The organism is Myxosarcina sp. GI1(2024), from assembly GCF_053543375.1.
In genome coordinates this window covers 311,869-337,897 of sequence record NZ_JBKGTY010000001.1, presented here as the reverse complement: position 1 = coordinate 337,897, position 26,029 = coordinate 311,869, and the positions used below count along the sequence as shown (strand labels likewise).

The window sequence follows — 26,029 nt, the reverse complement described above, 5'->3', positions numbered from 1 at the left end:
TATGTAAAATAAATTGTGTCAAAGGTCAAAACACACTCTAATAAATAGAATTAATGTGAGGAATGAGACTATGACCTTTCGACCAGAGTTAATTGATGAACTGCTCAAAGACTATGAAAAACCAGAAGACCTTATTGGAGAAGGAGGAATCCTCAAACAACTGACCAAAAAACTCGTAGAGCGTTGTTTAGAAGCTGAAATAGACGTACATCTAGAGACTCAGAAGGCAGAGCGGGGCAAAAAAGAGCGACAAAATCGACGCAACGGACACAGCCGTAAAACCATTAAGGGGGAGTTTGGCGAAGCGGAACTTGCCGTGCCTCGCGATCGCGATCGCCAATTCGAGCCTCAGATGGTCAAAAAAGGACAAACTCGTTTTACAGGCTTCGATGACAAGATTCTCGCCCTGTATGCGAGAGGAATGACCACTCGTGATATCCAAGCCCAACTACAAGACCTTTATGGAGTAGAAGTATCGCCAGCCCTGGTATCTCAAGTAACCAATGCGGTTCATGAAGAGCGACTCCAGTGGCAAAATCGCAGCCTAGAGGCAGTGTATCCAATTATCTTTTTTGATGCTTTGGTCGTCAAAGTCAGACAGGAGGGAAGAGTCATCAACAAAGCCGTCCATCTAGCTCTGGGAATCAACATCGAAGGCGATAAGGAGTTATTGGGGCTGTGGATGACCCAGACAGAAACGGCAAAATTCTGGCTGTCGGTGTTAACTGAGTTAAAGAATCGTGGAGTCAAGGATATCTTTATTGCTTGTATCGATGGTCTGACGGGCTTCGCCGAAGCGATTGAAACGGTATTTACGCAAACCCGCGTACAGTTATGTATGGTACACATGGTCAGGAACTCCCTACGCTATGTCTCCTACAAACACCGTAAAGCTGTTGCCGCTGACCTCAAACGAGTGTACACTGCCGCTACTGAAGCTGAAGCCGAACAGGCACTAATAACTTTTGCTGACAAGTGGGACTCCACTTATGCCCCAATTAGTAGGTCTTGGCTGGCTCACTGGCAGCACGTGATTCCGTTTTTCCAGTTTCCTCCAGAAATCCGTCGCATTATTTACACCACTAATGCGATCGAGTCGATGAATATGACTCTTAGAAAAGTGTTGAAGAATCATCGGATTTTTCCAACAGATGAAGCTGCGCTCAAAGTTATTTATCTTGCGATTAATAACTTATCTCAGAGATGGACTAGACCTTTACGGGATTGGAAAGCTGCTTTAAATCGATTTGCCATCGAGTTTGAAGGACGGCTTCCACTTTAACTTTCTTTGACACAAACTTATTGACAGATCCCAATAGTTATATGTATTTACAGGGAACATCTATGGCAACGTCCTTTGTAACCGGTTTAGCGGGACTCATCGTTAGTGTGGCTCTGCGAAGTGGAAAGCAACTATTGGTTGACGAAATTTATCGAATTATTCGTGATACAGCAACGCCCCTTGGTAGTGGGAAAAGCGATCGTTTTTATGGAGAGGGATTAATTAACGTCCCAGCATCACTACAAGCAGCTCAACAAGCTCTTGCTTGTTAATCCAAATTTCTTTGGCGTTGCTGTTTTTGTTTACATTTTGAATACCTTAATTCAGCAACGCTTAAAATTACAAGCTATTTATTAACAATTAAATGTTTTATTAATACCAACAGGTTTAACCTTTTCTACTAAAGGCGAACTTTGCAAAATTTTGATTGCCCGTTCTGCATCTATGCCTGGTTTTAAATAAACTTTGAAAGTGCGTGCAAATCCATAATTATCGTGAATTATTTCTTCTGCTGATAATTTATAAACTGGATTTAGTTTTTCTCCTCCTGCTTCTTCGATTATTTCTTCAATACTACTAACACGCTTATCATCTAAGCCTTCAGTATGTAAAACTTGAAGAATTTCATTCTCTACAGATTGACTAAAATTAATTTGTAAAAGATCCATTCCCATCATTTGCATCGTTAACAATAGCGAGACTATTGCCAGATAATACATCTGCATACTTTTGCTTGCTCTTTAGCCTAAATAAAATAGTTAATCTTTTATTTTAGACAACACTACCTATAAGTTTAGCAACATTAAATGCAATACTTCTAACCTCAGTCTTTGCAGCTTCTCCAAGCAGCTTCTCCAACGGTTGTTGTCACTTTGTTAGTAATTATCTGCTCTCCAGTCTTGTAAACACCATCTCCATCGGTAACGATAAACTCACTACCTTCCGTACCCACCATCGGTACTAACTAGTGCGTAGTGAAGCCATGCCGTAGGCTTATCGCTTGCCCAGAAACCTTTATCTGAGCATAGACTTTATTGATGCTGGCATTTTCGTTGTATACCCTGACAATGCCGTCACTCAAGCCGAGATTTTGTGGGACTTTCTGAGTTATGCCCCCACTATTAGCGAGATAAATTCCCAGACACAAGAGTACGATCGCAATACCTAAAACCCATAATTCATCAGCACCACCAGTCTTCAGTTTGCGTCGCGGATTGCTAACGCTAATTGCCCAAGCTGGTTCGAGATAGAATAGCTGCACTTTCTGTTTGGTAAAAGTGTCACTGAAACAGGGGAGGAGATGACCTAATGGCAGGGCAATTAAGCCAAAAGTTTGTTCTAGCAAAAACATTCCCTCCAGTAAACTAAGAAGGACGATCGCTGCCGTGGCTAACAGTGTAATGTGTGACACTTCTATGAGGACTTCTATCTCAGAGCTAATTGGAAAGAAGATTTTACCGATAGTACTGGTAGTGGTGTCCAGGTCGGGAAGCTGCGAACCGATTATGGCTAGTCCCAAAGGTAAAGATTCGGCAGTTCCTAAGTTTAATGAAGTTCCTACTGCTGCGATTACGCTCCGGGACGGAGCTTACAAGCACCTGAATTCACTTTAGGTGACAGCCTCTCCACTGGCAAAGCCAATTGCTGCGTGGGTGATTGCCATCATATGCGGTAAAGAGTAGAGTTACTGTTTTTCAGTTTGAATGTGGTTGGCGCGATGTCAGTTATTTAGCTCACTATTTGCGGTAAGTCCATTCATCACCACATCGACCAACTCATTTACGAATTTATCGGTCAAAGGTTGATGTTTGAGTAACAAGCGATAAAAAAGCGGACTATATAAAGCATCGATCGCCACTTCTGCATCTATACCTTTTTTCAATTCTCCTCTTTCAACTCCTCGTTGAAATATCTTTTTAGCATCTTCACGTCTGGGAGAAAGCCAATTTTCTCGATAAACCGCAATTAATTCACGGTCTGCTTGTCCGCATCCAATTACATTGGCGAGTACTTCTCCTCTAGGACTATTCATCAGTTTGACTATCTTTTGCATTTGTTCTTTAAAATCATCTTGAGCAGAACCCGTATCGGGAAAGGCAATCTCAGGAGTTACCATTTCTAAAAAAGCATCCATTGCTAGTGCTGTTTTACTTTTCCATCGTCGATAGATAGTTGGTTTGCCGACTTCTGCTCTTTCTGCCACGCCCTCAATAGTTAAATCCATAAATCCGACTTCATTCAGCATTTCATAGGCAGCTTTAAGTATTTTGGCTCTAGTTTCAGGCGATCGGGGTCGCCCACGTCCAGATTTAGCAGTAGTTTTGGCGTTTTTAATTTTAGAGGTTGACATAATCTTTTAGTCTTCGTTATATTAATTACGTATCGTAACGTTAATAATCGTAAGCTAGCTCATGTTAAATGACTAGCTACTGTAAAATTAACTTTCTAGCAAATTGTCTTTCAAACAGAGGGTCACGATATGTCTAAGATCGAGAAAAATCTGACGGAGGATTTGGAATCTCTAAGAACTAGAATCAATGATTATAGCCAAGCCTGGACGACCAAAGCAGGAGAACCAGATTGGGCAGAAATAGAACAACTCTATGCTAATGAAGTCCTACTACATTATGATGCAGTTACACCGCACAGTTTTGCTAATGTTTCTGAGATGAAAACCGAAAACCGCATTTGCTCAAATGAAAAAGACATTAAGCATGAATTCTTTATCGCTAAGGGCGAGAGATGATTTAAATGTATTTCGACGTGGCGATTTAGTCTGGACTACGGTTTTACACGATCTTGTTGCTTTACTTGAAGATGGAAAAGAATTAAAGCTGGTACAGAGACAAACGGGAATTTGGGAAAAGAGAGAGGGAAAATGGGTGATGATTCACGAACATTTATCTGCTCCTTCTTCATTACAATAAAGCGATCGATATACAGAGCAGTTTTTTGGGCAAATTAAATTACTAAACACAATGTAAATATGAATATAACAAAACAATCTCAGTTAACAAAAGACGAAACCGAAATTCGCCGATTGACAGAAAAATGGATAAACATCTGGAGTCCTCAAGATAAGACATTTACGGGTGAGGGTTTTGAAGAAATATTTGCTACGGGAAAAAACGAAATCTTGGTTTTCGATAATTTTCAAAATGAGGTAGTAGTACTACATAGCCTGGAAGAATATCTCGATACTTGGAAGCCGTTGATGGAGAGTTTTAGTTATTGGAACGTCGATTTAGAAGATAATTGGGAAATTTCAATTGATGGGGATTTAGCGGTAACGACCTTTTCCTGGGTTGGTGGCGGAAAGGGAAAAGACGGACGAACAATCAAAGCCAAACAATATGGTACTCATGTTTGGAAACGACTTGATGGTCAGTGGCGATTCGTTCATGAACACTTAACTGGTGGAGAAATACCAGAGTAAATAAATATCAGCAGTAATTTATTCAGACTGAGGTGACATTTATGGACAAGGAACAACTCATGCAAACTGCTTGGTACGAAAAGCAGGGTGCAGCACAAGAGGTTATTAAAAATGGAAAAATGCCTATTCCTCTTCCTCAACCAGGCAACAACGAGGTAAGAATTAAGGTGTATGCTTCTGGGGTAAATCCCTCTGATACTAAAGTTCGTAGTGGTTGGGGTGGTATTCCTCAAGTATTCGAGCGCATTGTTCCTCACCAGGATGGTGCGGGAGTCATTGAAAGTGTAGGAAATGGTGTTGAACGCGAACGGATTGGCGAACGAGTTTGGATCTATGAGGCACAACGGCAAAGACCGTTGGGAACGGCAGCAGAATATGTGGTTGTACCTAGCCAGCAAGCGGTAACTTTGCCAGACAACACTAGTTTTGTTGAAGGTGCTTGCTTAGGCGTTCCTGCAATGACGGCTCATCGTGCTGTTTTTGCCGATGGTTCAGTTGAAGGAAAAACAATCTTAGTTACAGGTGGTGCTGGTGCAGTAGGTAACTATGCGATCGCGCTAGCTAAGTGGGGAGGAGCAAAAGTATTTACTACTGTTAGTCGTCCTCAGCAGGCTCAAGTAGCTAAAACCGCAGGTGCAGATGAAATTATTAACTATAAAACTGAAGATGTAGTGCAGCGCATTCAAGAAATTACAGGAAAAGAACGGAGTATCGATCGCGTCATTGATGTCAATTTTACTGCGAATCTACCCGTTACCAGCGCCTTACTCAAAACCAATGGGATAATTGTTTCCTACTCTAGTGCCAATCCCAGCGATCGCCCAGAGTTACCGTTTCTTTCTATGTTGCTTATCAACACGACAATTCGCTTAATTTTAGTTTATACCATGCCCGAAGAGGCGAAACGAAAAGCCATTGAAGACATTACTGAAGCTTTAGTAGCAAGTGCGCTACATCATAATATTTCCCGTCGTTTTGCTTTAAATGAGGTAGCCGAAGCCCACGAAGCACAAGATAGCGGAGAAATGATTGGTAAAGCAGTTATTGAAATCGCTTAATCCCAAACTATCAAATAACACCAAACAAATAAAAACAATGAATCAGAATTATTGTTGGTTCCCGAAAAAAAATCTTAGCCAAATCACAATCGCTTTTTTATTATTAACTTGCTCTTTTCTTAATCTGAAAAGTGAAGCTGCTGAATATACCGTCAATGAAGATGTCGCACCGAATTCTCAAGCCACCAATAATAGTCGTAGCGAACTTGATTTCTTTCGTAAACTGATTGATTATTATTACGCTTCTTGGTCTTATTGGTCGGATGAAAATGGCAATGTCGCTCCCACGGAACTAGATGATGTAGCAGTTCTCTACACCGAAAATCCCGATGCTATTTACTACGATCCTCTACCTCCTATAGAGGGTTATCGAGGTTGGCAAAAATTTGGACAAGTATATAAAACTTGGGCTGAATCTAATATTGTTCGGGCTGACATTCGTTATGGTGGAGAGTTAAAAGTATTTCGCCTTAGTGACAATCTTGTTTACACGACTTCACTGGCTGATGTTGATACCTATTTTGCTGATAGTCGAAAAAGTACTCTAAAACCTAGAGTCACTCATATCTGGGAAGACAACCTAATGGACGCTGGCTAATTTTACACGAACACGCCTCAGCAGCAGTACCAGATGGTTCAACACCATTTGTTTTAGACCAACCCTACAAGCCATCAGCGCAAGTACAACCAGATCCAGAATTTCAAGCATTGGTGGAACGCTTTGCTGCTATTTGGTCAACTGAAAATGGACAAATCAACTGGCAGGCAGCAGAAGAACTTTATGCCAATGAAGACGATCTAGTATTTTTTGTTCCGTGGCAACCTCGTGCTGGTTATGTAGGTTGGAATTCATTTAAAGAAGGAGTACAACAAAATGTGTTTGATGGCTTGAAGAGACTCGATCTAAAAATTAACGATGACGTAGAAGTTACTCGTCGTGGCGATGTAGCTTGGACAACAAGTACGGGTCGCGTAGAACTCGATTATCAAGATGGTAGAAGCGTAAAGGCTGATGGACGCATGACTATGATTTGGCAGCAACAAGACGGAAGCTGGCAGCTAATTCACGAACATTTTTCTGTTCCTGTCAATGCCCAATAGCGATGTCGGTTAACTAAACTAATCATCTCAAAAATTAAACCGCAAAATTATTTAGGAGTTTCAAATGAAATATTTTATTTCCTTAGGAATATCGGCTTTGATTCTATCTGGTAGTCCAATTTTAGCCCAAAAGTCTTTTGATAGTAGCGATTACTTCTCGGGTGCGCTTCGCGATCGCCAAATAATTCAGATTGCTCAAGATACATTTGACTCTACTCAGGTAGAAACTGAAATTCGAGAATTTATCGATGATTGGGGTGAGGCTTGGAGTCCTAAAGATAACGCATCTCAGTTTACCCGCGAATCTATTGCACCATACTATTTGCAAAGCGACGAACTATTAGGGTTTGACTTTACCGATGCTGAGTCTAAGACAGTCTTTCAGGGAGTAGAAGACCATCATGATACCTGGTCGGCATTTGTTCGCGATTACGATTACTGGACATTCACTCCTGTAACAGAAAGTATTCGAGTATATCCTCAGTCAGAAGATGCAGCAGCAGTCGCTTTATATGTGGATAATTACGGCAAAAAACCAGATGGGACAGAATTTAATGCCCGCGCACACGCTACTTTACTGCTTGAAAAACGCGACGGCGATTGGGTTATTGTTCACGAAAATATTTGGGGTCCCGTCAATGAATAAAAATCAACTAGGAAAATATTATGTCAAATCCAAACACAGAAACTAGAACAGGACTTAATTCAATGCGGATAGACCACGTAATGATTAGCGTTACTAACTATCAAGAAACGCTTCAGTGGTATCAAGATAAACTGAACGCAACAATTGAAAAAGAATGGACTGTAGATGAATTACCAGATTTACAATTAGCCTATCTCGATGTTAATGGCTTTCGCATTGAGGTGGTAGGAACTACTAAAGCGCGAGTTGGAATGCCCGATTTTAAAGACTTTGGTGAGGCATTACGCACAACTGGTATCGGACATTTTTGTTTTCGAGTGGACAGTGTAGATGATGCTATTTCAGAACTAAATCAAAAAGGCGTACCGACATTTGTAGAAGCAGCCGATTATCCCAATGTTGGCGTAAGAGTGGGCTTCATTAAAGATAATAACGGTAATGTAATCGAGTTTTCAGGTGAAATGAACTCTACAAAATAAAACTCGAAGATAGTAACAAAGTAATTTATCGATAAGGATAATTTATAGACAAATATGGCTAACTTACAACAAAGACGCTCTCAAAATGTTGACGGTGATTTTTATGTCGATCGCTCTTGTATCAACTGCGATACCTGTCGTTGGATGGCTCCCAATATTTACCGTCAAGAAGGCTCTAAATCTGCTGTCTACCATCAACCCAGTAATCCTGAAGAACGCATTCAAGCACTTGAAGCATTGCTGGCTTGTCCGACAGCTTCGATTGGGACGGTAGAGAAACCCCAGGAAATCAAGTCAGTACAATCAAGATTTCCGCTTTTAATAGCAGAGAATATCTATCATTGTGGCTATCATTCTGAATCTTCCTTTGGTGCTGCAAGTTACTTAATTCAACGCCCTGAAGGAAATATCTTAGTAGATTCTCCCCGTTTCGCACCCCCATTGGTCAAACAAATCGAACAAATGGGAGGAATTAAATATATGTATCTTACCCATCGCGATGATGTTGCTGACCATCGTAAATTTAATGCCCATTTTGGTTGCGATCGCATTTTACATCAGGACGAGATTTCTCAGAATACAAAAGATGTGGAAATTGTTTTAACTGGTACGGACAATTATCAGTTAGCTGATGATCTGCTAATTATTACTGTTCCTGGTCATACTGAAGGACATACGGTTTTACTGTACGACGACAAGTTCTTATTTACTGGCGACCATTTGGCGTGGTCTGATAATTATCATCAGCTAATCGCTTTTCGTCGTGCTTGTTGGTATTCGTGGACGGAGTTAACCAAATCGATGGCGAAACTAACTAAATATAATTTTGAATGGGTGTTACCAGGACATGGCAGACGCTATCATGCAAATGCTCAAAAAATGCAGCAAGAATTAACAAAGTGTCTTGAATGGATGCAAAAGGCAGCATGATTGTCAATTTTGTAACTATCAGGACTTACGCAGTTGAATGAAATTTCGTTGTTTGAGCAGCGAGTCAGTAACGGTAAATCAAGTTTAGAGTGCTGAAGTGCGTAAGTCCTGACTATCTAACTAATTTACAAGCGATCGCTCATCTTAAAAAGGCAAGAAAAGACAATAATTAGCAAGATTTGAGAAGACAATTTTAATGGCGAATTTTTAATCTAACTGTAATTTCTCTACACAATTTAAAACAAACAAAGGATGGATATTTTATAGTCATGACAAATATTAAAGACAAGAAAGTTTTGATTACTGGTGTTTCTTCGGGTTTAGGTCGTGCTTTGGCAGAGAAAATTTTAGAGCGGGGTGGTTATGTCGCTGGTACTCTGCGAAACCAGTCACAGATGGCGGAGTTTGAAGCACTCGCCCCAGGACGTGCAGTGGCAATAGAAATGGATATTACCAATTCAACACGAGTTAAGGCTGGAGTAGAAAAGGCGATCGCTAGGTATATTGTAGGCAGAACAAGGACATCAAGTGTTTTTTGGCGGGCGTACTATAGAAAAAGACCAAGCCGTAGCTAAACTCGCTCAAAATAATACACGAGGTGGAACAAAAGATGCAGCTGCATCTTTTGGAGAAATTTTACTCCTGACTGCCTGACACATCTTAGGAAAAGTCAATTGGAATAACATTTGATTTCCTGAATACGACTGAACCAGATAGCATCATATTGGTGTTTCTTAGCTTTTAGAGAAGCAAAACAAGGTTGAACATCTTGAGATAACAAAGCACTAGGAAAGAACAAATCGCGACCTTTATGCAAAACGCCCTTGAGCCATCGCCAACCAATTTTGAGATAGCTTAGGCCTCTTTTCCAGTGAGGGTCTACCTGAGTTCTAAGTCCTTTTAATTGAAGCGTTATACCATGACAAGTGGCAAAAAGAAGAGCCAGTGCGACAATTAAATATAGACGTTCTAAAGCTTTAGCATGGCGGATTTTCGAGTCTTCCAACTGAAATACTCCTGATTGAGAATCTAAAAATAATTCTTCAACACGGAAACGCAGTCCGTATTGCCAAAGAGTCTGTAAGGATGGATTTTCATCGGTAATCATAGCCCAAGGCTCTTTGACTCCTTTAACGTTTGCCAGGACAACGTTGCAACGGTATTTACCATCGAGCCATAAACCAACGTCATGACACAGAACTGCTTGAGCTTTTGGCGGACAGAGATACTTTAATTCAATTGGATGCTTTCTGACTCCGTGTAGAATGACATCGCAGGGTAATCGCAGACAGTAATGCCACTTACTATCTTGCAGCCAATTGACTAATTCATGATTAGCGAAACCACGGTCAGCTAAGAGCATGATATTGGAATAATCAGATAGTAATTTTGCGGCTAATCTCAACATTAGTTTGTATTCGGTAAAAGCGACTGTCGAACTTTTGTGTTCTAATACTTTCCACAAGAATGGTCTTGCCCTTCCACCGCAAACAATTGAAAGGTGAATGATGCAAAACCGATTCCAGAGCATAGTTGTGTCTAGTGCTAAATAAAGGCGTTGAGAATGCCAGTTTTTGATTGCTCCCAGAACTAACGGGACATACAAGCTTCTAACTCGAATTCGCTGATTACTGACAAATCTTTGCCACTTTCTTTCAAAACTTTGGGCTTTTCTAGCACGACTGGGGATGTAGCATTCCCATTCGCTCAAGCAGATTTTACCGCTATGGATTAAACCGATAATCATCCACACTAAGGCTTTTAAATGCCGTAGATCGCGATAGTTACTATGTTGACTTAGCAATCTGAACAGTTGATTATAAAGTGGGGTAGAGGTAGACATGGAATACAAAGCTTAAAAACATCTATTTTTAGCTAACCATGAATTCTCTCCCTTTTCTTTTCAGTTACCGTATATCAGTACTTTTAGTTACTTGTGTCAGGCAGTCAGATTTTACTCTACACTATTCGCGGTATAAATCCAGCCGAAGTTTTGACCTCCTTAGATGTCTTGGCAGATAAAATTATTATCGATTGTAATAATTACGACATTCCTGAAGACTTTGATTATCAGCCGATTGAATATTCATTAGCAGAAAAGCTAGCTTCAGAAGTTCCTCAAGCTCATATAGTCAAAGCATTTAACACTTTTGCTCAAGAAGTATTTGAACTAGCTCCTTCTCCACTTAAAGATCTTAATGTTTCCTGTTTTGTAGCAGGGGACAATAAAGCAGCTTGTCAGAAAGTAATGCAGTTAGCTGAAGAAATTGGATTTACGCCAATTGATTCAGGACAGCTTCGCAACGCCAGAATGCTAGAAAAAATGGCAGATTTTATTCGTTATATGATTATTGGTCAAAATCTTGGTTCTTTGGCAATACTATCTCTGCAAATTCTTCCTGCTGCACAAACACAACGTCTAGGAGGACGAAAAATTAGTAATCTTTAAACTCAAAAATTAATAATCATGACTGACAAACCAAATATTCTAGTTCTCGGTGCTACGGGTAAAGTTGGTGGTGAAGTAGTAAACCAACTTTCAGACAATGAAAATATTAATGTTATTGCTGCTACTCGTTCTCCTGAAAAAGCTCAAGCATTTAAAGACAAAGGTATTAGTAGCGTAATTTTAGATTTAGATAAACCAGAAACGATCGCTCCCAGCAATTCTCATTTTGAAACCTGAACGGAAGAAAATAGAGGGTAAAAGATAAAAATTGGGAACTTGTTCGCGAAACTTTTTCGCGAACAAAGTCGAAGAGTTAATTGATTGTGAGTCAAAGTAAGCTCCGGAGCAGCTATCATCCCTGAGCAAGTTCGTTTTGAGCCATGAAAAAGCCAAGTAATACTTGGAACAACCAGCTATTACTTTGTAGAGCTATAAGGGGCGCGAATTGGTTCAGGTTCAACAGTCGCGAAATTTAGCTAGAGTTAACCCCGTCAGGTGCTTTTCCCTCCCTCAGCATAAACTCGAACAAAGTCTGCCAACTCTCAAACCATAAATATCTGGTCAGTGCCCGAAGCTCGTTGAAGAAGGTTTGGCGAGTAACCAACATGGAGCGAACGGCACGATAAGTGATGTGGATTAAATCCAGAGTGGTGTGGAAGAGATAGGCTAATAAATTAAGGCAAAATAGAAGTTCTGCCTGGTGGTTTTGACCGTGACCAAAATTATGTTCGAGATGATAAACCTTAGTTTTGAGAATATTATTCCCTTCATTTTCTACCTTCCAGCGTGCACGAGCAGCAGTGACAATCTCGGACACATTCTGGGCATGAATTTCATGGCAAGTAGCAAAGGCATTGTAGTATAGAGTTTTCTGGTTGCTGGTATCTGTTACCGTCACCTCACACCAGTTTACGTCCAGGGCTGGTTGGGTGGCTCTGAGGGGAATTTTATTCACAAAACGATAGTGATCAGACAAACGCTTTCGTCCATGGAACTCAATCTCGGTCAGAGTTTGCACTTCACCGACTCGTTCGAGGTAATCCACCCAGTCATAAACTTCTGGATGGGAGCTTCGCTTACAGACGAAGATAAAATGATAGCCATGGTTCAAAGCCTTTTCACAGATGGGTTGGTTACAGTAGAGGTCATCCCCAAGTAAAGTTACAGGCGGGTCTTGTGGCTCACAGGCATGGGCAGCAATCCAACGCTTGGCAGCAGCGTTTTCACAATCTTGTTTGTCGTGACCATCTTGGGGAGTGATGAATTCAGGTTCTAAACTGATGACCTGTGGTCGTCCTGGAGCCACTAATACTGGTGTTACAGCAGCGTGAAAATAGGTGGTGCTGCCGTTTTTATGTGTCTGATGGCAACAGTGACAGCAGTGAATCTTCTTGGACGAGAAATATTCAGTGCCATCGAGAGTCAGTAAAAATTCTCCACCAAAGCACTGATAGGGCTTGAGATTTCCCGTTTTTGACAAACCGTCATAGACGGAGCGAAAGACCCCAAACACCGTTGAAGCTGGCACCGGGTCGAGCAGGGTACGAATCTGATTATCACAGGGGATGCGCTCGATCCCAAACAGACTAGCCGCATTATCTCTCCCTTTCTGGGTTTTCATCAAGCGTTGATGGTCTAAAAATGACCTCGATTGCATGAAAAAGACCGAAAAAGCACTTTTTATCGCTTCTTCAACCCTATATTTGGTGTTATTGCCCTGTTTTCTTTCATCGGGCAGCTCATCTAACTCGTCGGTTAGCATCGATAATAATTCAGGCATCCCTATTGCTAAACCCATGTTGCCACTCCAGCGAAGGTTAATGCCTTTTACTTTAAGCTAATTGCCCCTTCTTGTTTTAGTTCTCTATGTTGAATAGAGAACTAATTCCCAATTCTTCTGCTTGTAACGATTCTGGACTGGGTTTCAATGTCATGAAATCTTAAAATGAGAATTGCTGTACACACTGGACAAGCATGACGCTTTTGCGTTGGTATGGAGAAACTGAGCGTCAAGTAGAAATTACTACAGGATTAGCTGTTTGGTATCATACTGGACTGCCTGTTGTTCCGATTCGCTGGATTTTAGTCCGCGATCCTTTGGGCAAATTTAAGACTCAGGCTTTGCTGTGTACTAATTCCAAATATCAACCCCAGCAAATCTTAGAATGGTTTACACGTCGTTGGCAAATGGAAGTAACCTTTGAAGAAGCTAGAAGACATTTGGGTCTAGAAACTCAACGCCAATGGTCAAATTTAGCCATTGCACGCACTACTCCTCTTATTTTGGGGCTATTTTCTCTGGTTACTCTTTTAGCTCATCATTTACAAACCGATTTTACTTGGACTACTAGACAAAAAAGTTGGTATGTCAAATCTCTGCCTACTTTTTCTGATGCCTTAGCTCTGGTGCGTCGATTTCTCTGGGCTAGCAGTTTTTCCATGTCATCTAATCCTGCTGACATCGTAAAAGTCCCTCGTTCTTTATTCAACCGTTTGAGAGATCTTGCTATTTATGCTGCTTGATTGGATAAAGTCGAGCTAAGATGACTCTAATCCAATATTTAAAAGTTAAGTAGGTAGGGTAAAATTACCTACTGCTTTATTATTTTTCAGGTTTAAGAAGTAGATAGATTAGCCGATTTATAACGTTACCATGGTTAACTCTAAAAAATAGTTTGAAGTTATCCTATCTATTTACACAATTTCTCTTTTAGTGGCAAAATTCTTGTAATAGTTCATATACTTTTTTACCAGAGCAAGACCAATTGAGATTTTTTGAGTATTCAGTAAATGAAGATGCAGCTAGTTCGGCATATTTTTGTTTTGATGACATAAACTCTTCAATAAAAACGCAGTATTTTTCAGGGCTTTCATCTAACGAAAAAGTATATCCATTTTTGCGCTCTTTCACTGCTGTGGTAATACCACCTACTTTTGTAGCAAGAGATGGAAGACCAAATGAACTTGCCTCAGCAAATACGACTCCATAGCATTCTGCTCGTGAAGGTAAAATGAAAAAATGGGATTCAGAATATAAGCGGTCTAAAATTTCCCTTCCTTTATCTGTTGCCTTAGAAACAAACCCATGTAATTTTACAAAGCTAGGTATAAACTCGACTTGTGGTTTACAGCCAACTACGTGTAGTTCGGTTTTTATCCCCCGCTTGTTTAGCAACTCGGCAACTCTAAGAGCAGTATCTCCACCTTTTCTAGTCCAATCTACTCCCACAAACAATAGTTTGCAGATGTCGAATTGCTTGTTCTCTACGAGCAAATTTATATCATGAAAATTTCGCTTGCAGTTTATATTTGCGCCAAACGGTACCACTTTAACTTTGTTTGAATCGACATCATAATTCTCTATGGCTGTGTTGGCCGCCCATTCCGAACTATATATAGCAAGCCGACATTTGGATAGAGCTAACTGCTCCATTTTGTTGCCTTTAGCAATGGTTTCAGCACATAAATTGCTATAGCCTGGATAAAAATTCACCATACCAGCAAAAGTTGCATCTGCCCAAAAGACTATAGGCTTATTAGTTTGTAAATACGCGATCGGAATTGTTCCAGGACTAAACACGACATCGTAATTGATATTTGCTAGAGCAGAGTCTACTTGAGCGGCATAATCTTTCAAAAACATCGGTTCGCGAGTTTTCAGATACCGCTTAGAGAATATCTTTGAATATAATTTCTGCTTTAACCCAAATGTTACATGGTTTTTGTCTATCAAATTATCAATAGTTTCAGTTTGAATATCATGACTCCGTAGTGCTGAGTGAATATAATACCCTAAACCCGACCAATTCTTTATATTTGAAGAATCGTAAGTTGTTACGTATGCTATTTTCATTTTTGTCTAATCTGATTTACGGTCAACAGGCATATAGCATCGTACCCACAAACAACTCAAAGCATATCTTGCTGTTGACAACCGTATAATTAGAAGATTTTTTCTTTGTGCAAAAAGAATTGCCACAATAGAACTAAAACTATTTATTTAACGATTATTTTTAAACAGTGCGATCGCAACATACTATGGAAACTTCGACCCATTCTAATAAATCTTCTTCGACACTGATCCGTCTCGAAGAAATCGATAAAATCTATGGCAGCGGCAATACTGCAGTTCATGCTTTAGACAAAGTCAACCTAACTATCTCACCAGGCGAATACTGCTCGATTATGGGTGCCTCTGGTTCGGGTAAGTCTACAGTGATGAACATTATCGGTTGTTTGGATCGCCCTACTAGCGGCAATTACTATTTAGATAACGTAGCAGTGGCAGGGCTTTCAGACGAAGAACTAGCAACGATTCGCAATCGTAAAATCGGCTTTGTCTTTCAGCAGTTTCATCTGCTGCCTCAAGTTAGTGCCCTAGAAAATGTCATGCTGCCTATGGTATATGCTGGCGTACCCTATCAAGAAAGGCGCGATCGCGCTGTTGAAGCTCTAACTAAGGTTGGTTTGGGTAATCGACTTCATAATCGTCCCAATCAGCTTTCTGGGGGACAGCAGCAGCGGGTGGCGATCGCTCGGGCGATTGTTAACCAACCTTTATTGCTGTTAGCTGACGAACCGACTGGAGCCTTAGATTCTCAGACTACTAAAGAAGTGTTAAGTATTTTTGGCGAACTTCACAGTACAGGAATTACCGTAGTCATGGTGACTCACGAACCAGATGTGGCTCGCTTGACTGAGAGAATTATTTGGTTTAAAGATGGTCGGGTAACTTACTCTCATCTCAGTCCGGAAGAAATGCTTAATGTGGCAGTTGCTTCTTAAAAAAGTCGTCTGGGAAGTTGATTTTCAACAAAAAAGGGACGTTTACTTACAACGTCCCCAGTAGCGATCGCCTGAGTAGAGTTTTATTCAGAGCGATCGTAATTAACTAAATTTGTCTGAGATGGTTCTACCGCTGTAGTCGAAACTGTAATTTGCTCTTGGGATAATTCCTGTTGGACGACCGCTGCCTGTAAGATTGGGGTGCTGGTAACCGAGTCGCTGGCGAGGGTAAATAAAGGATTGGAGAGAATTCCCGCTAGTGAAGTTACGACCGTTGAAAGAACTATACCCACCTGAAGAGGTCGCATTCCCGGAAGATTCCAGCGAATCTCAGGATAATTTTTGACCGACTCGGACATTTCCTGGGGTTCTTTGACTACCATCATTTTGACCACGCGAATGTAGTAGTAAATTGAGACGACGCTGGCAATTAAGCCCAACAGCACCAAAGTATACAGTCCTGCTTGCCAACCAGCCCAGAACAGGTAAATTTTACCGAAGAAGCCAGCTAAGGGGGGAATTCCTCCTAAAGAGAGCAAGCAAATACTCAAACAGAGAGTAAGTAAGGGGTCTTTTTGATACAAACCGGCGTATTCACTAATTTGGTCGGTACCAGTACGGAGAGAAAAGAGAATGATACAGGTAAATGCACCCAGGTTCATGAATAGATACACCAGCAGATAAAATACCATTGCCGAATAGCCAGTATCCGTACCAGCAATTAAACCGATCATGATAAATCCAGCTTGGGCGATGGAAGAATAAGCTAGCATTCGTTTGATACTGGTTTGCGCTAGGGCGACGACGTTACCCAGTACCAGACTAAGTATTGCCAAGGCGGTAAAGATAAAGTGCCACTGTTCGGTAACCGCAGCAAAAGCGGTAACTAACAAACGAATTGCTAAAGCAAAGCCTGCGGCTTTCGAACCGACAGATAGAAATGCTACCACGGGGGTAGGAGAACCTTCATAAACGTCCGGTGTCCATTGGTGAAAGGGTACGGCGGAAATTTTGAAGGCGATACCGGCAATAACAAATACGAGAGCAATTGCCAAACCCAAAGCGCGACCGCCACTAATATCGGTAATTGCTGCCGCGATCGCATTGAGATTGGTTTTACCGCCAGATAGTCCATACAGTAGGGAAATGCCGTAGAGAAAAATTGCCGAACTAGAAGCCCCAATTAACAAGTACTTCAACGCTGCTTCATTGGAACGAGGATCCCGTTTCATGTATCCCGTCATTAGGTAAGAAGAGATACTTAACATTTCTAAAGAAATAAACACCATCGTCAGTTCGTTAGCTCCCGAGAGAAACATACCGCCAATGGTTGCCGACAACAGGATGCCGATAAATTCGGCTAGGGAAGTTCCCGACTGCTGAATATAGCGAATTGACATGGGGATGGTAACAGCAGCAGACAGAGCGACTATGCCGCGAAACACGATACTGAAATTATCCCCGCTAAACGAACCCAAAAAAGCGATCGGCTCGGGAGTATCCCACTGAAAAGCCAAAGCTACGATTGAAGCCAGTAATCCGGCGATCGCCGCATAGGGCAACCAGCGATAGGAACTGCGCCCCGAAATTAAATCGCCAACTAAAATAATCACTAGGGTAATCGTGACGATGCCTTCAGGCAAAATTACCCCGGCATTAAGCTGAGAAGCAATATTACTAGAAAAATCCATATTGTTGGGATAGAGAAAAATAGATAGGATTGGACAATTAAGATCGAAAAGCTTTACAAAGGATTGTAACTTGCAAGCAGTTTAATTCCTGAAAGGAATAAATTTGCTTGCGATTCGAAAAAAAATAGAAACTCTAAAGCGATATTGGTTATGTTGAAATTAAACTGAGGTTAGAGATACCCCGTCTTCTTACGGCGGGGTCTCCTCTAACTTGGTCAAAGACCTCCTGCTCGCGCTCCCCAGTTGGGGCTGAAAAGCGATTGTCGATTTTTATTTAGAGACGATAAATTTAAATTTGAAAATAAACCTCTATAAAAAATTCACCTCTGTTATTTTACTGCGTTAGCTTGATTTTCTATGTCAACTCTGGTTATTGTCGAATCTCCTACTAAAGCTCGAACTATTCGTAACTATTTACCTTCTAACTATCAGGTAGAAGCGTCGATGGGTCACGTTCGCGATTTACCTCCTTCGGCGGATGAAATTCCCCCTGCTTATAAAGACAAGGAATGGAAAAATTTAGGGGTAAATGTGGAAGATAAATTTCAACCGATTTATGTAGTTCCCAAATCCAAAAAGAAAGTAGTTCAAGAATTAAAAACTGCCCTCAAAGCCGCAGACGAACTAATTCTGGCTACAGATGAAGACCGCGAGGGCGAAAGCATTAGCTGGCATCTGTTAGAAATACTCAAGCCTAAAGTTCCCGTCAAGCGCATGGTATTTCACGAAATTACCCGCGACGCTATCGAACGAGCTCTACAAGAGTGTCGCGATGTAGATGAGAACTTAGTTCACGCTCAAGAAACTCGCCGGATTTTAGACCGCCTGGTAGGATACACCGTTTCGCCCCTGCTGTGGAAAAAAATTTCTAAGGGTTTGTCGGCAGGGAGAGTACAATCGGTAGCGGTACGCCTATTAGTAGAGAGAGAAAGAGAACGTCGGGCTTTCCAGTCTGGGGGCTATTGGGATTTAAAGGCACTATTAGAACAACAGCAAGATCCTTTCGAGGCTAAATTAATTACTCTCGACGGCAAAAAAATAGCTACGGGTAGCGACTTCGATCCCGACACGGGTAAAATTGCCGAGGGTAGAGACGTGGTCTTGCTCGATGAAAGCGAAGCAAAAAAGCTTAAAGACAGACTGATTACTAAAACTTGGACGGTGAGCAACCGCGAAGAAAAAGCCGCCAAGCGCCGCCCCTCTCCACCCTTTACTACTTCAACCCTGCAACAGGAATCCAACCGCAAGCTGGGCATCTCTGCTAGGGAAACGATGCGGATCGCCCAAAAGCTCTACGAACAGGGCTACATTACCTATATGCGGACGGATTCGGTTCATCTGTCTAAACAGGCGCTCGCCGCAGCCCGGAGTTGTGTCGAACAAATGTACGGCAAAGACTATCTCAGTCCCAAAGCCCGTCAGTACAGCACTAAAAGTAAAGGAGCACAAGAAGCTCACGAAGCAATTCGTCCTGCGGGTAACACCTTTCGCACTCCCAAAGAAACTGGTTTGAGCGATCGCGAATTTAAACTCTACGATCTGATTTGGAAGCGCACCATTGCCTGTCAGATGGCAGATGCCAGACTGACACAAATTGCCGTCGATCTGGAAGTGGAAAATGCGGTATTTCGTGCCAACGGTCAATTAATCGATTTTCCTGGGTTTTTCCGCGCCTATGTCGAAGGTTCTGACGATCCCGATGAGGCATTAGAAAATCGCGAATCACCCTTACCACCTTTGAAAGTAGGAGACAAACCAGACTGTAAAGAAATCGAGGCGATCGGACACGAAACCCAACCTCCAGCAAGGTACACCGAAGCATCTCTAGTCAAAACTCTAGAAAAAGAAGGCATCGGCAGACCCAGTACCTACGCCAGTGTTATGGGAACGATTATCGATCGCGGTTACGTTCAGATGCGCGGTAAGGCATTAATTCCTACCTTTACTGCCTTTGCCGTTACCAGTCTGCTAGAAGAGCACTTTCCCGATTTAGTAGATACGGAATTTACTTCCAAAATGGAAGCAACGCTCGATGAGATTGCCCGAGGTGGAGCGGAATGGCTGCCCTATCTACGGCGTTTCTATCAAGGCGATACGGGTTTGCGCCATCAGATCGATCTCAAGACCGAACAAATCGATCCTGCTACGGCAAAAACGATCGCACTAGACAATTTAGATGCCCAAGTTCGCATCGGTCGTTATGGACCCTACATTGAAATTACTAATGGCGAAGAAGAGCTTAAAGTTTCGATTCCCGTTGACTTGACTCCAGCCGATCTCAATCCCGAACAGGTAGAGACTCTGGTACGTCAGAAAGTGGCGGGACCCGAAAAAGTCGGACTGCATCCCGAAACTGGCGAACCAATATACCTCAAAACAGGACCCTATGGGGATTACGTCCAGCTAGGAGATAAAACCGACGATCGCCCCAAACCCAAACAAGTGTCTATTCCTAAAAACGTTAAAAAAGAAGATGTAACTTTAGATATGGCGGTAGGTTTGTTATCTCTACCCCTTTTGTTGGGAGAACATCCAGGTACGGGAGGTAAAATAAAAGCAAGTATCGGTCGTTTTGGTCCTTATGTAGTTCATGAATATAAAGATTCAGAAGAGAAAAAGCAGAAACGCGACTATCGCTCGTTAAAAGCTGAAGATGACGTGCTGACGGTAAGCTACGATCGCGCGATGGAATTATTGTCTCAGCCCAAGCGATCGCGTCGTGGCGGCACTAAAAAGCCTCTCAGAGAATTGGGAGAACATCCGGAGGACAAAGAACCAGTAAACGTCTACAAAGGACCCTACGGTAACTATGTCAAACACGGCAAAATTAACGCCGGTCTACCAGAAGGCGAAACCGTAGAAAGTATTACGTTAGAAAAAGCTTTGGAACTGTTAGCCGAAAAATCCGCTACCAAAAAAACTCGCAAAACTACTAAAAGAAAAACTACTGCTAAAAAGAAAACTACCAAGACTAAAAAAACGTCATCTTAAAACCAAATATAATTGTCAGTTCTTTAATAGCCTGACAAACCCGGCCTGCTCAAAATGGCGATCGGTTGTCAAAGCTTCAGTGACTTGACGATGATTCATGATGACAAAACCAGAGCAATCAACTAAGCTCCAGTTTTTATCTTGACGCTGCGATAACAATTGCCATGCTTCAAAATCCATTTTGATATTAATTATGAATGATTTCAACATAGGTCGATTTTTTACGCTATCGATGAATGCAATGGCTTTATATCTAGGAATATTGAGTGGACTAATGAACAGAGCAAAAAGTTCTGACAAAACGTAGTTTGTTGTAATAAGCTTGTCGCCTTGGTCTCTTGCTTTGCGGTAGATTGACGCGGCAAGCTTATGATACTCCTTCCGTAATAAATGCCTCCGGCGACACCCAGAACTTTTGGCTTTTTTTATCAGCAATTTATGGATAGAATCTGGCAATTTAAGTTCAAAAGAAAGTATGACTCATTAGAACTTTTTGGCAGTAATAAGAATTTGAGTTATTTTAATTATATTGTCTAAAGCAACTAAATTACGCTAAGTGCCACACAACTAGATTACGCCATGTTGGTACCAAGATGCCAATAGATTGTCTATCAAATTGATATCACGATTAATTAGTTCAACATTCAACGGCAAAGATTCTCTGCTTCTATCGTAAGATGAAGCGTGAACTGTTCCAACTTTACGTTTGCGGATACTGCCTTTGCTTAGGTTCTCAAAGTGAAGCTGTCTTCTATAAAGTTGGGGGCGAGAAATTACTTTGAATGGGGAATTGGTTAACTCAACCGAACCCACCCAATGATGTCCTCGATTCTTGACGCTATAGAAAGACTTATACTCCATAAATCTGCTGGCTGCTGCGGCAATAGCACAGTTAGCGTGTGCCGAGACATCCTGAGAGCTTTTATCCTTATTTTTGGGCAGTCCTAATTGTTTGCGAATGATTGAAGTGTGCCAGCCTTCTAGTTTGTAAGTAGGTGCAATTTCTTCTAGCCATTGCAGCATATACTTTTGACCGACCATAACTGGCGAAAAACCTTTACCCGAACGAGCTTTCTTTCTACCAGAGGTTAAATCTACATCCGCTTTAACATACTCGTAGACTATCTCGGAAACAGGAAAAATTCGAGTTAGCTCTTTAATAATTCTGAGTTCTAAAAGCTTGTTCGAGCGTACCGAAGGAGGTAGTTTACTCCCTCTGCGGTTATCAAATCGCTTCTGCCTGTGGGCGCGAAACTCGAACGGCAGATTGCGATTAATTCTTCGACCACGACGAGCGCGACGAAGAATCTTTTGCGCTTGCTTTCTAGCCACTACTCGTTTGAACGGCAAGATTAAGTTAGCGGTAAATAAAACTGCTTTCTGTGAAATACAAGCACATCCGCTCCAGAGTTTTCCAGGGTCGATCGAAGCCACAATCTTCTGGGTTTTAGTTTCAGATGGCTCTTGTAATAACTGTACGCAGAAAATCTTGAGGTCGTTCCATACAGGTTTAGCTTTACCCACAGCTATCCATCTCCTCGCTCTCGCGCTGGTTGTGGGCATAAGCGGTTCACCCGATGGTGATAAAACTGGCACTCTAATCTTGTCTGTCATGGGTATAACCCCTAATAGAATTAGTATGTTTGTCTCTTCCTACACCTAGATAAATATGTCCTGTCTGACAGCAACTAAATCAGTAGTCTAGCAATGTGTCCGAACGAGAGAAGTATTCGGAAGTGCTTACTTTATCTAGGCTCAGTGTAGTAGTACAATTCTCAGAAATTCTGATTAGTTTCATCCCCCTCTTGTACGCTTTGCGTCAAGAGCAGGTTATTGACACTAGCCGCCGTATTCCCAACCAGTGGTTTCGAGTAACAGCTGCTTACCTTCGCGGTGTACGCCCGAAGCGATTACTTCAGCTACGTAAACGGTATGGTCGCCTTCTTCTACCGTACCCACAACTCGACATTCGATGTAGCCTAAAGAATCTTTGATAATCGGACAGCCTGTTGCTTCGCCTTGGTAAAATTCGACATCTTCAAATTTATTGCCTACGCGGGCTTTGGGTTTGAAAAAGGCTGCAGCGATATCTTTTTGTCCTTCGTCGAGAAAACTGATGGCAAATACCCCAGTATTTTTAACCATCTCGTGAGAACCAGTTCCTTTTTTAACACAATTGACTACTAGAGGTGGTTTGAAAGAAGATTGCATCAGCCAGCTGACGGTAAACCCGTTCATTTCTTCCCCGTCTTTTACGCCGCAGATGTAAAGACCGTGAGGAATCTTGCGTAACATGGTTTTTTTAGCTTTTTCGTCTAGCAAAAGTCTTACTCCTAAATAATATGATTGCGATTTAGTTTTGACGATTAGTTTACCAAGCTTCGGTCTTGGCGCGAACTCTACTTTGGTTAGATCGTCGGTTGCTCTTTTTAAGTCTAAACTTCAGTGGAGCGGGTTAGCTCAAAATCCGACGACAACTTGCCACATAGCAACTGCTAGCACTACAGTTACTAGATGCTGCGGAAATAAAAACTTAAAGGGCTGACGAGATATTTGTTGAGTTAGCAAAATTGATAACAGTGCGCCAAAAATCAGGCTGGTTCCCTGTAAAAAAGCAATCACCGCCGGATGCGCTACTAAAATAGGTAAATTTCCCCCATTCAAGCCAAAAGTAGCCATAGTTACTGGCAAAATTTTGCCCCCTTCACTCAAACCCAAGCGCAAATAGTGAGCTAAATTACCTGCCAAGACTAGAGGTAAATAACCATAGGCAAGTTGGATAAAAGGATGAGCTTTAAAATTATTCTTCGCCATCGCGAGCGCTTTCATCGAACCGTGAGCCAATAAAGGTAGGAGAACGGGTAAAAATAATACGGCGATCGCCACAATTCCATGACTGGTAAATTGAGTTAAATGTAAATCCAAGTTCAGTCGGCTTTCTATTTCTGGCAAATGATGTAAAAAGACTACGTTCAGCAGTAAAAACAGCAGCGCGACTTCATAACTACGGGGTCTGTGGCTCGTCCAAAGTTCGATCCCCGGGGGACGCAGATTAAATTCTACCGAACGATGGGGACAGGCTTTTAAGCAGGTCATGCATAGAACACAGTCTCGGTTATCTTCCATCTGGGCGGGATGAGAATATAAGGGACAGCCGCCCGTCGCCATGCCCTCACCTTTTTGCGGACCACCCTTATAACATTGATAGGTAGTACATTCTGCCGAACAAGTTCCTTGCTGTGCTCTCAATTCGGTCATCGACAGTTTGGCGAACATGCCGTTCATGCCGCCAATGGGACATAAATAGCGACACCACAAGCGGCGTTCGAAAATTGCCGAACAAATCATCGCTCCTGCAGTAATTATTAGTAGCAGCCAAGCTGAGAGATAGGCAGTATTTGGTAAATCCCAAAGTTCTTCCCAGAGTAAAATTAGGGCGAACAAACCAAATAAAAACCAACCTCCCCATTTTTCGGCAGTTTGTCGGGGCCATTTTTTTAGCTGACGGGGGAATAGATACAAAGAAAGCTTTTGGGTGATTTCTCCGTAGATCATAAACGGACAAAAGGCACACCAAATTCTACCGACAAAAGGAAATCCGATTAAAACTAGAGGCCACCACCAAGCCCAAAATATATTCAGAGCAAAGTTTTCCTGTCGATTTTGGGGAGCGAGAAATAAAACTGCAACGATAAAAGCAAAAAAGGCGGCAGTAAACCCATAGTTAATTCTGTCTGGATACCAATCGCTCCGCAAGAAATGGCGTAGTTTGGGATATTTATCTAATAGATTGAGACGATATTGTTTTTTCTTAGCTTGAGACTGCCAGACGATTTCTTCGGTAATATCTTCGCAGCCTTGCAACTGAGTAATAGCACGTTCGACGATGTTTTCTAATTCTCTTAAATTATTAGGAAAATCATACCCCTGCAGCTTTCTTAACGCCTCCGGTGTTACCAGCGGTTTTTTCGGTAATTTTTCTCTACTCAATAAATTAATATAGTACTTAATTTGTTCGTCTAGGTCGGCTTTTCTTACTCGCAAAGGCGGTACTTTAATTAAGGTATCTACTTGGGAATTAATTTCCGGAACGATTTTTTCTGAAATTAGAATTATGCGAGCATCAGATTGTTTTACTACCTCATCTTTATTTGCAGAACGATTAATGGGAGTATAGCTTTTAGTCTCAATTAATTTAACGATCGCGGGTAGCAACTCTGGTGGTAACTCTTCGATATTATTTAATACCAAAGTGCCCGTTCCTACTGCTTCAATCAGCCCTAGTTTGCCACCGCTTCTACCAAATAGTTCGGCACCGCTGGCTTGAATTTTACCGCAGTCTAATTGAATAATTGGCTCGCGGCGATAGCTAGAACCAAAATGAATCAGTGCGGCAATATTATCCTTTTCTAATCCGGGTTCGCCAAAGATCAATACCGAATCTCGATTGGCAGAAGTCTGTTTGATTTGCGATCGCAAGCGGACAGCATAACGGCTTTTTCCGATAATTCCCCGTTTAGCGCGACTGACTAAATAAGGTCTTAAGATTTGCTGACGCTCTTGCTCGAATACTAGCTGTTGGGATAATTCTTTAACTTCTGTGGCTAATTGTTGAGAAAAGTTTTGGGTTACTTCTGGGTGGCGAGTGACTAGTTTCTTAAATTTACTGGCTTCTACAAACCACAGTTGGCTTTCGGTCAATGTCTTTACCGTATATTCGGTAGCTTTGTCGAATAATAAAGCAGATAAATTCAACGCAGACCCTGGTAAAAAACTTAGATTTCGGTTGGAACTTTGACTGTTACTTTCTAAATGTCCTTGTTGAAGAATATATAAGCCATCTGGTGCTTCATTTTCAGTTATTAAAGTATGCTTTGCAGCTATAGTTTTTATTTCAAGAAGTTGTGCTATTTCTGTTAAAAATTCTGACGATAAACTACTTAGTGCCGTTCTCTCTCGTAGAAAAGTTACTAAATCGGGAAAACTCATAATTTTTAGCTCCCAAATACTCTTGCTATTCCAATACCTGAGGTGATTAGCGAAGTTAGCACGCACCGCGCGAGCCTCGCTCTCTTTAAGTATAAAAGAAATAGAAAGAGTGATGAAATTTTCAAGGCTTTTGCCTTCCTAGCTTAAGATGCGATCTGATTTTAGATTAGCGCGATCGCCGCTGGTAAGAAA

At 41.6% G+C, this 26,029-nt stretch carries 29 protein-coding genes; 17 read left to right on the top strand and 12 right to left on the bottom strand.

Annotated elements, in window-relative coordinates:
- The first annotated feature begins 70 nt into the window (after positions 1-70).
- Both ACLFKQ_RS01695 and ACLFKQ_RS01690 read left to right on the top strand, forming a co-directional pair.
- A complete protein-coding gene (locus ACLFKQ_RS01695) occupies positions 71-1,282 on the top strand; it encodes an IS256 family transposase (protein WP_448998010.1) in 1,212 nt (403 codons plus the stop codon).
- Positions 1,283-1,323: 41 nt separating this feature from the next.
- Positions 1,324-1,554, top strand: coding sequence for a S8 family serine peptidase (locus ACLFKQ_RS01690; RefSeq protein WP_448999431.1), 231 nt, complete (start codon positions 1,324-1,326; stop codon positions 1,552-1,554).
- A gap of 81 nt (positions 1,555-1,635) precedes the next feature.
- Here the strand turns inward: ACLFKQ_RS01690 and ACLFKQ_RS01685 are convergent, their stop codons facing one another.
- The 4 genes from ACLFKQ_RS01685 to ACLFKQ_RS01670 all read right to left on the bottom strand — a co-directional run bounded on the left by ACLFKQ_RS01685 (position 1,636) and on the right by ACLFKQ_RS01670 (position 3,632).
- The gene (locus ACLFKQ_RS01685) at positions 1,636-2,007 is read right to left on the bottom strand and encodes a hypothetical protein (protein ID WP_448998190.1); all 372 of its coding nucleotides are present in this window, start codon (positions 2,005-2,007) and stop codon (positions 1,636-1,638) included.
- A gap of 98 nt (positions 2,008-2,105) precedes the next feature.
- A complete protein-coding gene (locus tag ACLFKQ_RS01680; protein ID WP_448998189.1) occupies positions 2,106-2,237 on the bottom strand; it encodes a hypothetical protein in 132 nt (43 codons plus the stop codon).
- Positions 2,238-2,246: 9 nt separating this feature from the next.
- Positions 2,247-2,801, bottom strand: a complete 555-nt coding sequence (locus ACLFKQ_RS01675) for a metal-dependent hydrolase (RefSeq protein ID WP_448998188.1) — start codon at positions 2,799-2,801, stop codon at positions 2,247-2,249.
- A gap of 201 nt (positions 2,802-3,002) precedes the next feature.
- The gene (locus ACLFKQ_RS01670) at positions 3,003-3,632 is read right to left on the bottom strand and encodes a TetR/AcrR family transcriptional regulator (RefSeq protein ID WP_448998187.1); all 630 of its coding nucleotides are present in this window, start codon (positions 3,630-3,632) and stop codon (positions 3,003-3,005) included.
- Between the two features lie 129 nt (positions 3,633-3,761).
- Between ACLFKQ_RS01670 and ACLFKQ_RS01665 the strand changes: the two genes are divergently transcribed.
- The 10 genes from ACLFKQ_RS01665 (at position 3,762) to ACLFKQ_RS01620 (ending at position 9,507) form a co-directional block, all read left to right on the top strand.
- Positions 3,762-4,028, top strand: coding sequence for a hypothetical protein (locus tag ACLFKQ_RS01665; protein ID WP_448998186.1), 267 nt, complete (start codon positions 3,762-3,764; stop codon positions 4,026-4,028).
- Positions 3,997-4,209 (top strand): nuclear transport factor 2 family protein, encoded by a 213-nt coding sequence (locus ACLFKQ_RS01660; protein WP_448998185.1) that lies wholly within the window; start codon positions 3,997-3,999, stop codon positions 4,207-4,209. The genes ACLFKQ_RS01665 and ACLFKQ_RS01660 overlap by 32 nt, the downstream gene beginning before the upstream one ends.
- 59 nt (positions 4,210-4,268) lie before the next feature.
- The gene (locus ACLFKQ_RS01655) at positions 4,269-4,718 is read left to right on the top strand and encodes a YybH family protein (RefSeq protein ID WP_448998184.1); all 450 of its coding nucleotides are present in this window, start codon (positions 4,269-4,271) and stop codon (positions 4,716-4,718) included.
- Positions 4,719-4,759: 41 nt separating this feature from the next.
- Complete coding sequence (locus ACLFKQ_RS01650) at positions 4,760-5,776, top strand: NADPH:quinone reductase (RefSeq protein ID WP_448998183.1); 1,017 nt, start codon at positions 4,760-4,762, stop codon at positions 5,774-5,776.
- A gap of 37 nt (positions 5,777-5,813) precedes the next feature.
- Positions 5,814-6,374, top strand: coding sequence for a hypothetical protein (locus ACLFKQ_RS01645; protein ID WP_448998182.1), 561 nt, complete (start codon positions 5,814-5,816; stop codon positions 6,372-6,374).
- A 113-nt stretch (positions 6,375-6,487) separates the two neighbouring features.
- Entirely contained in the window at positions 6,488-6,877 is a 390-nt protein-coding gene (locus ACLFKQ_RS01640; RefSeq protein ID WP_448999430.1) for a YybH family protein, read from the top strand.
- 64 nt (positions 6,878-6,941) lie between these two features.
- On the top strand, positions 6,942-7,523 hold the full coding sequence (locus tag ACLFKQ_RS01635; protein WP_448998181.1) for a YybH family protein: 582 nt from the start codon (positions 6,942-6,944) through the stop codon (positions 7,521-7,523).
- Positions 7,524-7,543: 20 nt separating this feature from the next.
- A complete protein-coding gene (locus tag ACLFKQ_RS01630) occupies positions 7,544-8,002 on the top strand; it encodes a VOC family protein (RefSeq protein ID WP_448998180.1) in 459 nt (152 codons plus the stop codon).
- 54 nt (positions 8,003-8,056) lie between these two features.
- The gene (locus ACLFKQ_RS01625; protein ID WP_448998179.1) at positions 8,057-8,932 is read left to right on the top strand and encodes an MBL fold metallo-hydrolase; all 876 of its coding nucleotides are present in this window, start codon (positions 8,057-8,059) and stop codon (positions 8,930-8,932) included.
- A gap of 269 nt (positions 8,933-9,201) precedes the next feature.
- Complete coding sequence (locus ACLFKQ_RS01620; protein WP_448998178.1) at positions 9,202-9,507, top strand: SDR family NAD(P)-dependent oxidoreductase; 306 nt, start codon at positions 9,202-9,204, stop codon at positions 9,505-9,507.
- A gap of 95 nt (positions 9,508-9,602) precedes the next feature.
- Here ACLFKQ_RS01620 and ACLFKQ_RS01615 read toward each other — a convergent pair whose 3' ends face one another.
- Positions 9,603-10,775 (bottom strand): transposase, encoded by a 1,173-nt coding sequence (locus ACLFKQ_RS01615; protein WP_448998177.1) that lies wholly within the window; start codon positions 10,773-10,775, stop codon positions 9,603-9,605.
- A gap of 93 nt (positions 10,776-10,868) precedes the next feature.
- Here ACLFKQ_RS01615 and ACLFKQ_RS01610 point away from each other — a divergent pair, with 93 nt between their 5' ends.
- Complete coding sequence (locus ACLFKQ_RS01610) at positions 10,869-11,381, top strand: NADPH-dependent F420 reductase (RefSeq protein ID WP_448998176.1); 513 nt, start codon at positions 10,869-10,871, stop codon at positions 11,379-11,381.
- 18 nt (positions 11,382-11,399) lie between these two features.
- Entirely contained in the window at positions 11,400-11,618 is a 219-nt protein-coding gene (locus tag ACLFKQ_RS01605) for an SDR family oxidoreductase (protein ID WP_448998175.1), read from the top strand.
- A gap of 235 nt (positions 11,619-11,853) precedes the next feature.
- Here ACLFKQ_RS01605 and ACLFKQ_RS01600 read toward each other — a convergent pair whose 3' ends face one another.
- Positions 11,854-13,179 (bottom strand): ISNCY family transposase, encoded by a 1,326-nt coding sequence (locus ACLFKQ_RS01600; protein ID WP_448998174.1) that lies wholly within the window; start codon positions 13,177-13,179, stop codon positions 11,854-11,856.
- A gap of 176 nt (positions 13,180-13,355) precedes the next feature.
- Between ACLFKQ_RS01600 and ACLFKQ_RS01595 the strand changes: the two genes are divergently transcribed.
- On the top strand, positions 13,356-13,904 hold the full coding sequence (locus ACLFKQ_RS01595) for a hypothetical protein (protein ID WP_448998173.1): 549 nt from the start codon (positions 13,356-13,358) through the stop codon (positions 13,902-13,904).
- A gap of 187 nt (positions 13,905-14,091) precedes the next feature.
- Here ACLFKQ_RS01595 and ACLFKQ_RS01590 read toward each other — a convergent pair whose 3' ends face one another.
- Positions 14,092-15,234, bottom strand: coding sequence for a glycosyltransferase family 4 protein (locus tag ACLFKQ_RS01590; RefSeq protein ID WP_448998172.1), 1,143 nt, complete (start codon positions 15,232-15,234; stop codon positions 14,092-14,094).
- Positions 15,235-15,419: 185 nt separating this feature from the next.
- Between ACLFKQ_RS01590 and ACLFKQ_RS01585 the strand changes: the two genes are divergently transcribed.
- Positions 15,420-16,166 carry an ABC transporter ATP-binding protein gene (locus tag ACLFKQ_RS01585; RefSeq protein ID WP_448998171.1) on the top strand — a complete coding sequence of 249 codons (747 nt, stop codon included), beginning with the start codon at positions 15,420-15,422 and terminating at the stop codon, positions 16,164-16,166.
- A gap of 83 nt (positions 16,167-16,249) precedes the next feature.
- Here ACLFKQ_RS01585 and ACLFKQ_RS01580 read toward each other — a convergent pair whose 3' ends face one another.
- Entirely contained in the window at positions 16,250-17,857 is a 1,608-nt protein-coding gene (locus ACLFKQ_RS01580; RefSeq protein WP_448998170.1) for an NAD(P)H-quinone oxidoreductase subunit N, read from the bottom strand.
- A gap of 357 nt (positions 17,858-18,214) precedes the next feature.
- Between ACLFKQ_RS01580 and topA the strand changes: the two genes are divergently transcribed.
- Complete coding sequence (topA, locus tag ACLFKQ_RS01575; protein ID WP_448998169.1) at positions 18,215-20,848, top strand: type I DNA topoisomerase; 2,634 nt, start codon at positions 18,215-18,217, stop codon at positions 20,846-20,848.
- Positions 20,849-20,863: 15 nt separating this feature from the next.
- Here topA and ACLFKQ_RS01570 read toward each other — a convergent pair whose 3' ends face one another.
- From ACLFKQ_RS01570 to ACLFKQ_RS01555, 4 genes are all read right to left on the bottom strand, one after another.
- Positions 20,864-21,304 (bottom strand): type II toxin-antitoxin system VapC family toxin, encoded by a 441-nt coding sequence (locus ACLFKQ_RS01570; RefSeq protein ID WP_448998168.1) that lies wholly within the window; start codon positions 21,302-21,304, stop codon positions 20,864-20,866.
- A 111-nt stretch (positions 21,305-21,415) separates the two neighbouring features.
- Positions 21,416-22,462, bottom strand: coding sequence for an RRXRR domain-containing protein (locus tag ACLFKQ_RS01565; protein ID WP_448998167.1), 1,047 nt, complete (start codon positions 22,460-22,462; stop codon positions 21,416-21,418).
- A gap of 225 nt (positions 22,463-22,687) precedes the next feature.
- Entirely contained in the window at positions 22,688-23,170 is a 483-nt protein-coding gene (locus ACLFKQ_RS01560) for a flavin reductase family protein (RefSeq protein ID WP_448998166.1), read from the bottom strand.
- A gap of 138 nt (positions 23,171-23,308) precedes the next feature.
- On the bottom strand, positions 23,309-25,837 hold the full coding sequence (locus ACLFKQ_RS01555; protein ID WP_448998165.1) for a sigma 54-interacting transcriptional regulator: 2,529 nt from the start codon (positions 25,835-25,837) through the stop codon (positions 23,309-23,311).
- Positions 25,838-26,029: the final 192 nt, after the last annotated feature.